At 67.0% G+C, this 14,248-nt stretch carries 15 protein-coding genes and 1 pseudogene; 9 read left to right on the forward strand and 7 right to left on the reverse strand.

Annotated elements, in window-relative coordinates; all coding sequences use genetic code 11:
• Positions 1-147: 147 nt before the first annotated feature.
• Both AC07FN_RS31235 and AC07FN_RS31240 read left to right on the forward strand, forming a co-directional pair.
• On the forward strand, positions 148-1,353 hold the full coding sequence (locus AC07FN_RS31235; RefSeq protein ID WP_478398851.1) for a hypothetical protein: 1,206 nt from the start codon (positions 148-150) through the stop codon (positions 1,351-1,353).
• A 309-nt stretch (positions 1,354-1,662) separates the two neighbouring features.
• The gene (locus AC07FN_RS31240; RefSeq protein WP_478398834.1) at positions 1,663-2,013 is read left to right on the forward strand and encodes a DUF8129 domain-containing protein; all 351 of its coding nucleotides are present in this window, start codon (positions 1,663-1,665) and stop codon (positions 2,011-2,013) included.
• A gap of 56 nt (positions 2,014-2,069) precedes the next feature.
• Here AC07FN_RS31240 and AC07FN_RS31245 read toward each other — a convergent pair whose 3' ends face one another.
• Positions 2,070-4,010, reverse strand: coding sequence for an aconitate hydratase (locus tag AC07FN_RS31245; protein WP_478398835.1), 1,941 nt, complete (start codon positions 4,008-4,010; stop codon positions 2,070-2,072).
• A gap of 162 nt (positions 4,011-4,172) precedes the next feature.
• On the opposite strand from AC07FN_RS31245, the gene AC07FN_RS31250 reads away from it, so the two are divergent.
• Positions 4,173-5,039, forward strand: a complete 867-nt coding sequence (locus AC07FN_RS31250) for an SDR family oxidoreductase (protein WP_478398836.1) — start codon at positions 4,173-4,175, stop codon at positions 5,037-5,039.
• Between the two features lie 32 nt (positions 5,040-5,071).
• The gene (locus AC07FN_RS31255) at positions 5,072-6,259 is read left to right on the forward strand and encodes a zinc-dependent alcohol dehydrogenase (RefSeq protein WP_478398837.1); all 1,188 of its coding nucleotides are present in this window, start codon (positions 5,072-5,074) and stop codon (positions 6,257-6,259) included.
• Position 6,260: 1 nt separating this feature from the next.
• Here the strand turns inward: AC07FN_RS31255 and AC07FN_RS31260 are convergent, their stop codons facing one another.
• The 4 genes from AC07FN_RS31260 to AC07FN_RS31275 form a co-directional block, all read right to left on the reverse strand.
• Entirely contained in the window at positions 6,261-6,395 is a 135-nt protein-coding gene (locus AC07FN_RS31260; RefSeq protein WP_478398838.1) for a hypothetical protein, read from the reverse strand.
• A 6-nt stretch (positions 6,396-6,401) separates the two neighbouring features.
• Entirely contained in the window at positions 6,402-7,220 is an 819-nt protein-coding gene (locus AC07FN_RS31265) for a DUF1206 domain-containing protein (RefSeq protein WP_478398839.1), read from the reverse strand.
• Between the two features lie 418 nt (positions 7,221-7,638).
• Positions 7,639-8,493, reverse strand: coding sequence for an alpha/beta hydrolase (locus tag AC07FN_RS31270; RefSeq protein ID WP_478398840.1), 855 nt, complete (start codon positions 8,491-8,493; stop codon positions 7,639-7,641).
• Positions 8,490-9,716, reverse strand: coding sequence for a metal-dependent hydrolase family protein (locus AC07FN_RS31275; protein ID WP_478398841.1), 1,227 nt, complete (start codon positions 9,714-9,716; stop codon positions 8,490-8,492). Before AC07FN_RS31275 ends, AC07FN_RS31270 begins: the two co-directional genes overlap by 4 nt.
• A 90-nt stretch (positions 9,717-9,806) precedes the next feature.
• Here AC07FN_RS31275 and AC07FN_RS31280 point away from each other — a divergent pair, with 90 nt between their 5' ends.
• From AC07FN_RS31280 to AC07FN_RS31300, 5 genes and pseudogenes are all read left to right on the forward strand, one after another.
• Positions 9,807-10,403 carry a TetR/AcrR family transcriptional regulator gene (locus AC07FN_RS31280; RefSeq protein ID WP_363816852.1) on the forward strand — a complete coding sequence of 199 codons (597 nt, stop codon included), beginning with the start codon at positions 9,807-9,809 and terminating at the stop codon, positions 10,401-10,403.
• Between the two features lie 47 nt (positions 10,404-10,450).
• Positions 10,451-10,789, forward strand: a pseudogene (locus tag AC07FN_RS31285) (transposase); the annotation flags it as partial.
• A gap of 240 nt (positions 10,790-11,029) precedes the next feature.
• Complete coding sequence (locus tag AC07FN_RS31290) at positions 11,030-11,365, forward strand: plasmid stabilization protein (protein WP_358504853.1); 336 nt, start codon at positions 11,030-11,032, stop codon at positions 11,363-11,365.
• Positions 11,366-11,861: 496 nt separating this feature from the next.
• Positions 11,862-12,290 carry a gas vesicle protein GvpJ gene (gene gvpJ, locus AC07FN_RS31295; RefSeq protein ID WP_478398842.1) on the forward strand — a complete coding sequence of 143 codons (429 nt, stop codon included), beginning with the start codon at positions 11,862-11,864 and terminating at the stop codon, positions 12,288-12,290.
• Entirely contained in the window at positions 12,287-13,078 is a 792-nt protein-coding gene (locus AC07FN_RS31300) for a GvpL/GvpF family gas vesicle protein (RefSeq protein WP_478398843.1), read from the forward strand. Before gvpJ ends, AC07FN_RS31300 begins: the two co-directional genes overlap by 4 nt.
• 252 nt (positions 13,079-13,330) lie before the next feature.
• Here AC07FN_RS31300 and AC07FN_RS31305 read toward each other — a convergent pair whose 3' ends face one another.
• Both AC07FN_RS31305 and AC07FN_RS31310 read right to left on the reverse strand, forming a co-directional pair.
• A complete protein-coding gene (locus tag AC07FN_RS31305) occupies positions 13,331-13,813 on the reverse strand; it encodes a hypothetical protein (RefSeq protein WP_478398844.1) in 483 nt (160 codons plus the stop codon).
• 237 nt (positions 13,814-14,050) lie between these two features.
• The coding region (locus AC07FN_RS31310; protein ID WP_478398845.1) for a hypothetical protein at positions 14,051-14,248 on the reverse strand (198 nt) is incomplete at its 5' end.

Here is a 14,248-nt window from a genome sequence, read left to right on the forward strand (position 1 = left end):
TCGACCACGGGTCTCCTTCGAGGGCTCTCCCATTACCTCGCCGGTAGCGATGCGCCGTTGCTCGGCCAGCTGCCGGGTGCTCTCGAGCCGTTGATGAGTGCTCTGATGGTAGGCGTCAACCGGATGCCGCATGGGCTGGCTGATCGTGTGTACGCCTTGAGCGGCATTTCGGAGGCGATACCGCAGCGGCGGCTGAGTGAGGTGCGCTCTGATGCCCTGGCCGAGTGGATCGCCGAGCACTACCCCAAGCGCCAGTACCCGGTCATCTTCCTGGGATCCTCCAACGGAGCTGTGGCACATCTGGCCGCCGCGCTCGATGCTCCGTGGCTTCCGCAGACGGTCTTGCTTCCGGTGCGCAGGAGTGGGGTCGACCGAGACGCGCCCCGCGCGGAAATGGCGGCCGGCCGTGAAGCGGGGCGGCAACTGCTCGATGCGAATCCCCACCTGGGGCTGCACCACATGCACGACCCCAACCAGGACCGGCTCATGATCACCGGCATGTCCTACTTCCGCGTGAAGTGGCTGCGACTACCGGACGCGTACCGGCGCTTCATTCGTGAACGGCTAGCACCCGGCGGAGTAGTCGTCAGCGTCGAGTGCGGCCTGCAGTGGCCAGCAACCGAAGTCGGAGAACGCCACCACTTCCAGTTCGGTGCCCTCGGCGGCGCGACCGAAGAGGAGTACTACCACGGCGGACCGCGGGTCGCGGACTTGCTCCGGCGTTACGGTGCCTCCCGGCGTCGCTGGGATCCGCCTCCGCGGGACACCTACCTACCCGAAGCCGAGTGGGGCTTCGAAGAGTCCTGGCTCGCGGACCTGGAAGATGTGGTAGCAGGATCGCTGCGCCGGGTGCGTTTCGATCATCCCGAGCGGATGAGCCCGATGGTCGCCGAGGTGTACCGCGCCTGGTACGAACAGAACGGGATACCTACCGAGCGGCTGTTGTTCGACTGCTTCCTCCTGGTCGAGCCGTGGTGGACGGTGCGAACGGGATCAATACCCTTCTGGCTCGCCTTCAACTCGGAGAACTCGCTCAGCGCAGCGCACTCCTACTTGGACCGAACAGGGGTCCCCGACGAAATTCGCCTGATGCTCTTCTCCCACGGGACCGAGTCGATCGGGCTCGCACCGATCGACAACTGGGAGAAGCTGACCGCGCGCGCCCGCAAAGTCGGCGCACTGGTCGGAGTGGACCGCGAGGCATTTCCCAGGGATTTCGCGGTGTTCGCCCGAGCCCACCGCGAGCTCGCATGGACGCGACACCTGTACCCGATCCCCGCCCCGATGCCGTGGGAACACGCTGAAGCGCTGATGCGCCGGCACGTCGACCACACTTTCTCCGTCGAGCCGTAGCTCCGCGCCTTCGTCTAGCCACCCGGGCTGATCTCGCACCGAGGCGGCGATCAGAAGCCCGCAAGAGCGACTTTGTCGGTGCTGCCGTTTTCGGGTTGCCCTCCGCGCCTCGCGGGCAGCCACCCGAGCCTCACGCTGATTCGCGTGCGGGAAACTTTCCACCGAAAGCGGGCGCAGCTGGGGAATCAGCTACAGGTCGTCCCACCGGAGTTCCCGGCGTTCCCGGTGGAAGGCCGGGCGCTGAGCGGCGCGTCAAGCATGATCCGGCCGGGAACGGGGAACGCCTGTAGCTGTTGCAAAGGAGGAGAGATGGCCCCGCATGAGCTTCCCCTCATCGATTACGACAACGTGCCGGTCGGTTCCCTGCAGCACCGGATCCGGTCGTTGGACGGCGAGCAGATCCAGCAGCTGCTGGACTACGAGCGCGTGCACAACAACCGGGTTCAAGTGGTGGAGGTGCTGGAAAACCGGTTGCAGGAGTTGCGGGAGGGGGCGACGCCATCGGGCGGGACGCAGGAGGCGCAGCCGGTGGAGGCCGAGGACACCCCCGGGGGCTCCCCGGTCGAGCCCAGCGGCTCGCCGGAACCGATGCACCCGCCGCGGCACGGCATCGGCGGGCTTCCCGGCAAGCCCAAGGCCGATCGCCCGCGGAAGCAGTGAGCCCCGCCGCAGGCCAGCCCCGCGCCCTCGCGCTATTCGCGAACAGCCACCGCGGTTCAGGTCCGGCGAGAAGCCAGCAGCGGGATCACGCCGCCGGCGAGCACGGCTTCGACCTGTTGGGGCGAGAGCCGGTGGCGCACTCGGAAGGACCGGTTGTGCGTGGTGTTGCGCACGGTGATCTCGTCGCCGGCCGGTAGCGCGTTGCGCAAGTCGTCGAGGCGGAGCACGTCGTCGACCCCGATGTCCGCGTAGTCGTCGGGATCGGTGAACTCCAGCGGCACGATGCCGAAGTTGGCCAGGTTCTGCCAGTGGATTCGCGCGAAGGACTTCGCGATCACGACTCGCAGGCCGAGGTAGCGGGGCGTGATCGCGGCGTGTTCTCGCGATGAACCCTGGCCGTAGTTCTGTCCCGCGATCACGATGTGGCCGTCGGGGTGCTCCCGCGCGCGGCGGGGGTACGCGGTGTCGAGTCGCGCGAACGTGTGCTCGGCGAGCGCCGGGATGTTCGAGCGCAGCGGCAAGGCGCTGGCACCCGCCGGGGAGATCTCATCCGTCGAGACGTTGTCGCCCGCTTTGAGCAGGACCGGCGCCGCCAACTCGTCGGGCAGCGGCGGGAAGTCCGGTAGCGCCGAGATGTTGGTTCCCTTGATCAGTTCCACTGCCTCCGCTTGTTCCCGAGGGAGGGGTGGCACGAGCATTGCGGTGTTGACCGAAGCCTTCTCCGGAAGCTTGAGCTCCGGGTGGCTCTGGCCGAGGTCGCGGGGGTCGGTGATCACGCCGGTGAGCGCCGATGAAGCCGCTGTTTCGGGGGAGCACAACCACACCGAGTCCTCGCGCGTACCTGACCGGCCCGGGAAGTTCCGCGGGAACGTGCGCAGCGAGTTCGTGCCCACCGCGGGCGCCTGCCCCATGCCGATGCAGCCCATGCAGCCGGACTGGTGGATGCGCGCCCCGGCCGCTATCAGGTCGAACGTGGCGCCCGTGCGGGTCATGTCTTCGAGGATCTCCCGGGAGGTGGGGTTGATGTCGAAGCTGACCGAGTGGTCGGTCTGGCGGCCGCGGACGATCGCGGCGGCGATGGCGAAATCTCGCAAACCGGGATTGGCGGACGAGCCGATGACGACCTGGCTCACTTCGGTGCCGGCGACCTCGCGCACGGGCACCACGTTGTCCGGCGAGGAGGGCCGGGCGATCAGCGGCTCCAGGTCGCTCAGGTCGATGTGCTCCTCGACGTCGTAGGCGGCGTCGGTATCGGCGGCCAGGGGTGTGAAGTCGTCCTCGCGGCCTTCGGCGCGCAGGAAGGCCCGGACCGCCGAGTCGGCGGGGAACACTGTGGTGGTCGCGCCGAGCTCGGCGCCCATGTTGGCGATGACGTGCCGGTCCATCGCGGAAAGCCCGGCCAGCCCGGGGCCGTAGTACTCGATGATGCGGTTGACGCCGCCGGCGACCCCGTGCCGGCGCAACATCTCCAGGATCACGTCCTTCGCCGATACCCATGGCGGCAGTTCCCCGGTCAGCCGTACGCCCCAGACCTCGGGCATCCGGATCCGCAGCGGCTCGCCGGCGATCGCCAATGCCACCTCCAGGCCCCCGACGCCGATGGCGAGCATCCCCATCGAACCGGCAGCGCAGGTGTGGGAGTCGGAGCCGACCATCGCCTTCCCCGGCACACCGAAGCGCTGCATGTGCGTGGGGTGCGAAACTCCGTTGCCGGGCTTGGAGAACCAGAGGCCGTAGCGCCGGCTGGCGGACCGGAGGAACTCGTGGTCCTCGGCGTTCTTCTCGTCCGCCTGCAGCAGGTTGTGATCCACGTACTGCACGCTGACCTCGGTGCGGGCGCGCGTCAGCCCGAGAGCTTCGAGTTCCTGCATGACCAGCGTGCCCGTGGCGTCCTGGGTCAACGTCTGGTCGACGGCGATCGCCACGTTCGATCCCGGCGACAGATCGCCGTCGACCAGGTGCGAGGCGATGAGCTTCTGGGCGAGGTTGCGGCCCACTCGACGACTCCTTTCCAGCACGGATGGGCACGAACTACCCGGCGCGTCGATCTGCAAAACACCGCTGCGAACTGCGTTTTCACCCTCAGTTTGCGGTCTGCCTTCCATGGGCAGCCCGGTAGTGCGTTTCCGGAGCGGACGATCGATGGTGAGGACTTCGCGATGGCGGAATTGCCGAAGACAGCACGAGCGCAGCAGCAGCAGCCGCCGGGAACCACGCAGGCGATGCGGCCGCAGCCCAGGGATGAGATGCGGGATTACGTCGGCGCGCACCACCTGATCGGCAAGCGCGCCCTCATCACCGGCGGTGATTCGGGGATCGGGCGCGCGGTGGCGATCGCGTTCGCGAAGGAAGGCGCTGATGTCGCGATCTCGTACCTCGACGAGATGGAGGACGAGGATGCCGAGCGCACGGCCGAACTCGTGCGGGAACAGGGCCGGTCCTGCTATCTCCACCGGGGCGACGTCGGCAGCGAGCGGTACTGCAACGAACTGGTCGAGGACGTCGTCGCGCAGCTGGGTGGGCTGGACGTGCTGGTGAACCACGCGGGTACGCAAGCGCCGCAGGACGACCTGACCGAGATCAGCAACGACCAGTTCGACAGGACCTTCAAGGTCAACGTCTACGCGATCTTCTGGTTGTGCAAGGCCGCGTTGAAGCATCTGCCGGACGGCGCGGCGATCATCAACACCGGCTCGGTGAACGGGCTGCGCGGGAACAAGGACCTGATGGACTACTCGGCGACGAAGGGCGCCGTCCACGTGTTCACGCAGTCGCTCGCGCAGTCGCTGGTCGGCCGGCGCATCCGCGTCAACTGCGTGGCTCCCGGGCCGGTGTGGACTCCGCTCATCCCGGCGACGCTGACCGAGGACAAGGTGGAGGGATTCGGCGAGCAGACCCCGATGGGGCGCATGGCCCATCCCGACGAGATCGCGCCGTCGTACGTCTTCTTCGCATCAGAGCGGCTTTCGAGCTACTACACCGGTGAAGTGCTGGCACCCGTCGGCGGCGAGACCCACCCCGGGTGACGCCGAACGGATCGACCACCTCGGAGGTGCGCGTGAAGGCGCTCACTTGGCAGGGACCGCGCGATGTCCGGGTGACCGACGTGCCGGACCCGCGGCTGGAAGCCGCTACCGACGCGATCATCGCGGTGACCACCACCGGCATCTGCGGTTCCGACCTGCACCTGTACGAACTGCTCGGGCCGTTCCTGGAGCCGGGTGACGTGCTCGGGCACGAAGCCATGGGCATCGTCCAGGAGACGGGCTCCGGAGTCACCCACATCAAGCCCGGGGATCGCGTCGTGATCCCGTTCAACATCTCCTGCGGGCACTGCTGGATGTGCCGCCGCGGGCTGTACGCCCAGTGCGAGACGACGCAGGTGCGCGAGCACGGCAGCGGTGCGGCGCTGTTCGGGTACACCAAGCTCTACGGCAGCGTGCCGGGCGGGCAGGCGGAGCTGTTGCGCGTGCCCCAGGCGCAGTTCGGCCCGATCAAGGTGCCCGACGGCCCACCGGACGAGCAGTTCGTCTACCTCTCGGACGTGCTGCCGACCGCATGGCAGGCGGTCGAGTACGCGGCCGTCCCGGAAGGGGGATCGGTCGTCGTGTTCGGCCTCGGCCCGATCGGGCAGATGAGCGCGCGGATCGCCGCCTTCAGGGGCGCCCGGGTGATCGGGGTGGACCTCGAACCGGACCGGCTGGAGATGGCCCTGCGGTACGGGATCGAGGTCATCGACGCCCGCACGCACGACGACGTGCCTTCCGCGGTCCGCGCCATGACGGAGGGGCGCGGCGCGGATTCCGCCATCGACGCCGTGGGCATGGAGGCGCACGGTTCGCCCGGTGCGGAGTTCCTGCAGAAGCTGGTGAGCGCCCTTCCGGACGCGGTCGCGGAGCCGATGATGACCAAGGCGGGCGTGGACAGGCTCACGGTCCTGCACCAGTGCATCGACGCGGTCCGGCGTGGCGGGACGATCTCGGTCAGCGGCGTCTACGCGGGCACCGCCGACCCGCTGCCGATGCTGGTGATGTTCGACAAGGGCGTGCGGGTGAGCATGGGGCAGGCCCATGTGAAGCGGTGGATCGGTGATCTGATGCCGCTGGTCCGGGACGAGGCGGACCCGCTCGGGGTGTGCGACCTCGCGACGCACCGGCTGCCGTTGGACGAGGCCCCGCACGGCTACGACATCTTCCAGCGGAAGGAAGATGGCGCGGTGAAGGTCCTGCTGCGCCCCGGCGATTAGATCAGGGCTCCTCGTCGAGGACGAACGGCAGCAATTCCTTGCAGCGGTCGAACTTCTCGGTGAGTTCGTCCTCGTCATCGGCTCCGAGGTAGCAGACGGCGAGTTCGTAGCGTTCACCGCTTGTCGTCCTGAGCAACCGCTACTACCTCCGGTGAGTTTTCGCCGCCGCGAAGCAGAAGACGGCGAAGGCGACGAACCCGAAGGCGATCAGGCTCAGCGCCACCTTGCCGAGGGGGTAGCCGGACAGCAGGTGCAGAGCCAGATCCAGGCCTCCGGAGCGCCGGGGATCGCTGGACACGGCGGCAGCCGCGAAGAGGAGCCCGATGCAGCCGTACGCAACGCCCTTCGCCACCCAGCCGACGACCCCGCACCGGTTGACCCATGTCCGGGTTCTCGCCGAGAGCGGACGCAGGTTCAGGTCCTCCTCGAAACTGCGGATCACGCCGCGCCGGATGGTCGCGACGGCGACCACGAGCACCATCACGGCGACCACACCGACGACGAGCCGGCCGGCTGGCAGCACGAGGAGGTCGGCGGTCAGGCGTTGCTGCTGCGAGTTGCTCGTGCCGGCTCGGCCGCCGATGGACTGCCGTGCCGCGAGGACGCCGAGCCCGAGCGAAAGCACCGCGCGTCCAAGCGCCCCCGACTTCCGGGCCGCGCGGGTGGCGCGGCCTGGCACCCAGCCGAATCCGATCGCCGCCATGATCAGCTGCGAGATGCCGAATGCGATCAAGCCGACCGCCAGGACCGCGAGAAGCAGGAAGCCGACGGGTTGCTGTGCGATCTTGCCGATCGCACCCTGCGGAGCCGGTTGCTCATTCGGATCGCCGAGGGCTACTTCCACTGCGAGCCAGGCAATGATGATGTGGAGGAACCCGTAGCAAGACCAGCCCAGCACGCCCATCACGCGCACTGGAGTGCTCAGCTCGGACTGAAGTGCCCGACGGGCGAGACCGGCCACGGCGCCCACCCTAGGCTCGCCGGTACGGTCCCGCGACTGCCGCCGGGCACGTCGCCGGCTGGACTAGCACTGCAACGGCACTCGCGTGGGTAGTGGACCATGATGCGGGTGATGGAGATGGTGGTGGCTGAGCTGGGTCGGGTCCATGAGCGGGTTTCGGGTCGTTTCACGAGGTTGGAGCCGCGGATGCGGGCTCGGAAGTACATGTCCGGGCTGGTGGCGGGCCGCTTCCGCCGACGCCGACAACACCAAGCCCGCCTCAGCCACTACCAACGACGGGGCTACCCACACACCTGAGCGCCGTTGCAGTATTAGGCGGTCGTCACCATTGTCGAGACTGCAGGTCATCGATGGACATGCGAACTCTCCGGAGTGCGGGCCGCCCAGCGCGGCGGTCGCACAGCCGCGGCGTTCGCGCTTACCGGGCGCGGCAGGTCCTGAGGTAGCTGAGGAACGAGGCCTGCAGGCCAGTCACGTGTGTTTCGCGCAGGACCGCGCTGGTGACGGCTTCGCCGCGGGCGGTCAGGCGGTGAAGGACAGTAGCCGTGTTCTTCGTGAGGGTCTGGTAGACGGCCAGGTCTCCGAGAAGCTCTCGATCGTTGAGGGTCACGTGAAGCTTGGCGGCATGCTTCCTGTCACCCATCTCTTGGAGCTGGGCGAAGATCTGACTGTCTTCACTGACGACGCCGGGGCTGCCCGCTCCGATGCTCTCGAAGAGCGGGCAGCCGGTGAGCCAGGTGTAGAGGCTGAAAAGGCCGCCGTAGGAGTAGCCGAAGAGGCCGTGACCGCTCGCGGCTGTGCCGTAGTCGCGTTCGATCCGCGGGTGCAGTTCCGCGGTGAGGAAGCTCAGGAACGCGTCGGCGTGGGTGTCGCCCAGTTCGACGAGGTAGGCGTCGGATTCCTCGCGTGTCCTGGCGCCAGTTTGAACTCCCATCTCCACGGCATCGATGAGCTCCTTGGCGATTGGCTCGCCGGGTGGCACGAGGTCTCTGTTGCGCAGCCGATCCCAGTGCTGTGCGTCTTCGCCCGCGTAGCCGACGCTGACCTGGATGTAGGGCTGGATCCGCTGCATGGGGTCCGCCTGGGTGACGATGAGCGGAGCCGTCATGCCCACGGCCCAGTTGCCGTCGAGCACATACACGGCAGGCGCTCGCGTCGTGGCGGGGTCGTAGCCCGGTGGCGTGGTGACCCAGACGCCGTAGTCGTGCCCGCCGCTGGAGCGCATCTCGAAGTAGTCGGTGTCGGCGAGGCAGCCCTGCCACATGGTGCTCATCGGAGGTCCTTCACAACACGTCCGGCTTGGACGACGAGTACGGCGTTGGCGGGGTCGGCGAAGAGCTTCGGATCTTCGAGCGGATTGCCGTTCCAGAGCACGAGATCCGCCTGCATGCCGGGAGCGATGACCCCCACTTGGCTGGATAGGCCAAGGATCTCGGCGTTGGTCTTCGTGGCCGCCACGAGTGCTTCCATCGGCGTCTCCAGCTCTGCGCGCAACGTGAGTTCTTCGCCTCGACGGTCCTGAGCCGGACCGATGAGATCGGAACCCAGCCCGATCCGCACTCCGGCCTCCTTGGCGACGGCAAGCGCCTCGGTCATCCGCTCACGAACACCCAGCACACGATCGCGGGTCGACTCGCCGAGGCCGGCTCCAGCGGTGTCATGCAGCAGTTGCTCGACGACAGCGAACGTGGGCACAAGGGCGACCTCGCGAGTGGCCATCAGGGTGGCCGTGGACTCATCGAGGTCGGTGCCGTGCTCGACACAGCGCACCCCGGCCTCGACCGCGTTCCGAATGCCTTCGTTGTTGTGGGCGTGAACCGTCACATAGGTTCCCCGTGCCGTGGCTTCCTGAACAGCGACGGCGATCTCTTCCACGGTGAACTGGGTGTCGGTCAGCCGATCGTGAGCGCCGACCACTCCGCCGGTCACACAGAGCTTCAGGAACGAGGCTCCGCGACGGAAGGCCTCGCGCACGTTGCCTCGCAGCTCGTCCGCGTTGCCCGCCATCATCGACAGGGCGCACAGACCGGGAACGTGATGGCTGCTCCACAGCTCGGTGGGTTCCCACTCGGCTCCGTAGTAGCCGTGCCCACCGGTCTGGCACTGAACAGGTCCGCACGACAGCACGCGTGGCCCCCTGACCTTGCCCTTGGCGATCGTGGTGACGACGCCGCCGTCGATCCCGCCGGTGTCCCGAACGGTCGTGAAGCCGGCGTCGAGCGTCGCGCCGGCCGTGGCGAAGATGTCTGCCGCGATCTCCGCGGCACTGATCCGAAACGAGAACTGCGGCTGGATCGGGCTCGACAGGCCCAGGTGAACGTGAGCGTCGATCAGGCCAGGCGTCATCGTCAGTCCCCCGGCATCGAAGCGCTCGCCGTGTGCGCCGGAGGCACCGAGCTGGGTGATACGCCCGTCTTCGATGGTGACGTTGACGTCGACGGGGTCGCGACCCGACCCGTCGACGACCGCCGCGCCGGTTATCTGAAAAGGTCCCACGAGTCATGTCCTCCGCCGTCGGTGAGCTGACTGCGACCATGGTTGAAGCACCACGGCACCGTCATCTTTTCCAATGGATAAACTGTGGGAGTGATCCTGTCAAGCACGGAACGCACCGGCGACGCACGCGAGCGCCTCCTGGCTCGCCTTCTCGACGCCTTCGACGAGGCCCTTCCCGCACCGGAGGTGTCACTCCGTGAGATCGCCGCCCGGATCGGGACCAGCCACGCCCTCCTGCGATACCACTTCGGGTCGCTCCCGGGCGTCCTGGCAGCCATGCTCAAGGCGCAGCGATCCCGTGACAACGAGGCGCTTTTCGAGGCCGCCCAGCAAGGCACCTTCGACGACCTCGTCGTGGCGATCTGGCGGACCTACACCCGCCCGGAGCAGCTGTCGCGTGTCCGCGGCTTCTTTCACGTCGTAGGTCTGGCCGCGTACAGCCCAGAGAACTTTCGTGAGTTCATCGACTCACTCGACGACCTGACCAAGATTCTGGCCTCGCTCGCGGAGCGCGAAGGGCTCGACGCCAAGGAAGCGCTGACCACGGCCTCCGTCACCATCGCCGCGATTCGTGGCCTGCTCCTCCAGGAGGTCCTGACTCCGGCAGTCCACTCGGAGGACGCGGTCGCCTTGATCCTGCGCATGAGCAAAGGCCAATCCGTTCCACGGACACATCCGGGGCCTTGAGCTGGTAGTACTGCAACGGCGGCGTGACGTGGGATCTTGCAAGGTGAGTGGCGTCGCTGGATGCCGTGGTGGAGCTGATCTTCAGTCGTTTCGCCAGGTCCGAGCTGCGTCAGCGGGTCGGTACCTACCTGCGGAGGCTGCTAGCAGGGCGGGAGCGGAAGAACGGCTGGACGCTGACCGAGAATGGCGGGGCGGTCTCGCCGGACGGGATGCAGCGGTTGCTGCGCACCACGGACTGGGACGCCGACGGGGCCCGGGATGACCTGCGCGGTGACGTCCTGGACCAGCTCGGTGATGACGCGACCGGGGTGTTCATCCTCGACGAGACCAGGTTCATCAAGAAAGACGTCCGCTCGGCCTGGGTGCAGCGTCAGTACACCGGCACCACGGTTGCCGGGGCGTGGTGGGCGATCGAGGAGTGCTTCCGGACCGCGAAAAACGACAAGTCCCGGTGTTCGAGGAGTTCCCGCTCCTGCTGACCTGGGACGAAATGATCGGATAGGCTCTGTGGATCGACACCGACGGCTGTGGCCGGATCCGATGTGGCCTGTAGGCGCCCGGAAGGTGTTCTTCGTGTCGTTCGCGGGTAACCGAAGCGGTGGAAACCCTGTGAGGGGGTGCGAACGATGCCGCAGCAGACCTGGAACAAGAAGCAAGAGCGGCAGTACGAGCACATCAAGGAACAGGCTCAGGAACGCGGGTCGAGTGCCGGACGTGCGAAGGAGATCGCTGCGCGGACCGTGAACAAGGACCGGGCGCAGCAGGGGCAGGCACGTCAGCAGAGCAAGACGTCGACTCAGGACATGTCGCCGCAGCGGCGTGGCGGGAAGCGGTCGGGCAAGCGGCAAGGCCCCGGTGGCCGGACCAAGCAGCAGCTGTACGACGACGCCCGCCGCCAGAACATCAAGGGCCGCTCGAAGATGACAAAGGAACAGCTGGAGCGGGCGCTCAGCCGCAGCTGAGGGCGCGGGGGCGTCGACCTATGCGGTGCTGAGTTCGTCCTCCCTGTGACACCTTCTCGCCGGAGATCCCAGTACACGGCGGTGTCCTTTCAGTCGAATTGCCGCGCCATAGCACGGCAGCCGCGGCGCGGGCCCGTCTGGAGGCGGTCGAGTTTCACGAAATCTCATGGGGTCGAAGCGGAAGTGCGGCGTAGGTGCAATTTCGTCAGCCAGTGCTAGTTATTCCCCATGGTGCTGACGAGCCCGGTGATGCGGAAGAGTCGTGTGCGCCGTCCGAATGCTCGCGAGAATTCGGCAAGCGTTTCGGTGTGCCGGGGCTCGGGTAGGGAAAGCGACAGGTACTTCACAGAAGAAAGCAGAATGTCTACATCGGACAAGCTCGCGACAAGATCGAAGAGCTGTCGGCGAGGCCGGCGAGGCCGAGGGCGACAAGGACGAAGAGCTGGACGATGAGATAGGCAGCAGCGTGACCTCTGGCGGTAGAAGGTGATCTCCGATGACTGTGGCGAACAGACAAGGCGGTGGGGGTTCACAGGTCCAGCGGGCCCCCGCGAGCAGCCTGTCCGAGGTGGTCGGGCAGATCTTGGACAAGGGCCTGGTCATCGACGCGTTCGTCCGGGTGTCCCTGGTCGGGATCGAGATCGTCACGATCGACGCCCGGGTCGTAGTGGCCGGTGTCGACACTTACCTCCGGTTCGCCGAAGCGACCAACCGGCTCGACCTGTACGAGAAGGGTGGCAAGGACCTGACGGAGCTGACCCCTGAAGGCGCGACGCAGAGCGGTGTCGAGGGGAAGGCCAAGGAAATGATCGAACCCGCCAAGGACGAGTTCGACCAATTCCGCGATGGCAGTGACCAGGAGGAGCGGGAGAAGCAACCCGCTCGGCACCGTGAATCGCGCGACTGGGGGCGTGAACAACGATGACAACGCAGGCGAAACGAGGTCGGAACGCCGACGCGGTCCCTCCCGAGAGCACCTCCGGGATCTACGTCTACGGAATCCTCGGGTCGTCGTACGCCCTTCCTGACGACCTCGCTTCGATAGGAGATGCCGAGACACCAGTCCGCTTGGTTTCGCACGAGGGCCTCGCCGCTGCCATCAGCGAGGTGGACCTGAACCGCCCGTTGGGAACACCGGACGATTTGCGCAGCCACGAGGAGGTGCTCGACACGATCGCGGCGGAGACGACCGTTCTCCCCGTGCGCTTCGGGGCCGTCGTGAGCTCGGTCGACGCTGTCGTCGACGAGCTGCTGGCGCAACATCGCGAACTTTTCGAGGCGGCGCTCGCGGAACTCGATGGAATGGTGCAGTTCACCGTTGGCGGACGCTACCTGGACTCCGCGCACATTCGTGAAGTCGTAGCGGAACAGCCGGAGGTCAGGGAGCTCAGGGAGTCGCTGCAGGGGGTGCCTCCGGAGGCCGGGCACGACGAACGGCTGCGGTTGGGGGAGATGGTCAGCAATGCCGTTGTGGCGAAGCGGGAAGCGGATGCGAATCAGCTGATCGAAGCCGTGGCGCCCTTCGTCGCCGCGACAGCTGTGCACGAAGTGGGGGGCGAGGACGATGCGTTCGACGTGGCGGTGCTCGTCGAACGCGGGCGTCGCGACGATTTCGAGAACGCGTTGGATGGACTGGGAGAGCAGTGGAGCGGACGCATCCAGCTCCGCCTGGTGGGACCGCTCGCTCCCTACGATTTCTTGCCCGAGCGGTGATCATTGGGCTTCTCACCCTCCCGATGGTCCCAGCGACCTGCAGAGTCTGGCCTGTCGAGCAATTCAGGCTCCACGCCGAGCTCCCTCGCACGCCGCGGCTCCCGCTCGTCATCCTGGCCGCGCTCCAACGCTGGCGGTTCCCCGCCGAGCAGCGCGCGCTTGAGATGTCCGAGGTTCGCGCCCGGTGCTCCGTGAAGAGGAGCGAAAGCGACCGACGCAAGCATCGTCCCGAGTCCGCAGCAGCAGGATTTCTCAGGAGGGGATCCGCTCGGGCTCAGGGTTTCGGGTCCGCTGGAGGTCTATCCGTTCGTGAGCGTCTCGGGGAGTGGGGAGCTCTACCGGCCGCGTCGTCGTGGACACGATGCGGCGCGTGGCCACGGCACCGGCTTCCTCTGCCAGCACAGTGCAGTAGGCGGCCGCATATGCCTGCTGCGCGGCCATTGACGCTACGCGACAGACATCTCGGCCTTTCAGCTCCACGTCGACCACCGCGGCGCCGGCGCCTGAAGGGATCGCTCTGTTCGTGCACAGGAGCCAGGCGGCCACGGGATTTCCGGGCGGTCCGACTTCGACTTCGACCCGGCTTACGACTGCCGGCTCGTTCGCGTCCCGTTGTTGCAGCCCGGAATTCTGCGCGGCCACGTATCCCGCCGACTCGGCTTCGATGATGAGGTCCTCCCAGTTCCCGTCGAGCAGAACCGCATCACCGTGCGCTAGCGCCACCACTGTTCTCACCGCCAAAGATGGGGTGTAAACGCTTCTCCTTTCGATTACCCCGTTCAGGGATTCGGAATCCAGTCATCGTGTCCGCCGCGGGGGCCTCGGTGGCCGGGTGGGCGGGCCAGTATGACGCCTTCCAACCGACTCGGCGGCGTTGGTGGCACCAAGTGGTCACCGCATCACGCCGGAAAGACCGAGCGCGCGCCGCAAATGCGACAGCGCGCCTCCAGTGGTTCACAGCGGACTCGGGGGTCACTCCTCGCTCGGTCCGACCCCGGCGTAACTGGTGCAGAGCGTGTGCTGTTGCCGGTCCAAGCCGGTCCTCTTGCCGCGGAAGGTGAAGTGCGCCTTGTCGTCGGCGCCTTCGCCCTCCCAGCCCTCGACGTCCACGATCACGATCTGACCGGGCTGGATCTCGCCGAACAGGATCTTCTCGGACAGCTTGTCCTC

The sequence above is a fragment of the Saccharopolyspora sp. NPDC045941 genome (genome assembly GCF_056431445.1).

Bases quoted from the DNA above. Each gene is read 5' to 3' on its own strand.
- gvpJ (WP_478398842.1), top strand. From the start codon at position 11,862: ATGACTGTGGCGAACAGACAAGGCGGTGGGGGTTCACAGGTCCAGCGG.
- AC07FN_RS31290 (WP_358504853.1), top strand. From the start codon at position 11,030: ATGCCGCAGCAGACCTGGAACAAGAAGCAAGAGCGGCAGTACGAGCAC.
- AC07FN_RS31240 (WP_478398834.1), top strand. From the start codon at position 1,663: ATGGCCCCGCATGAGCTTCCCCTCATCGATTACGACAACGTGCCGGTC.
- AC07FN_RS31250 (WP_478398836.1), top strand. From the start codon at position 4,173: ATGGCGGAATTGCCGAAGACAGCACGAGCGCAGCAGCAGCAGCCGCCG.
- AC07FN_RS31300 (WP_478398843.1), top strand. From the start codon at position 12,287: ATGACAACGCAGGCGAAACGAGGTCGGAACGCCGACGCGGTCCCTCCC.
- AC07FN_RS31270 (WP_478398840.1), bottom strand. From the start codon at position 8,493: ATGAGCACCATGTGGCAGGGCTGCCTCGCCGACACCGACTACTTCGAG.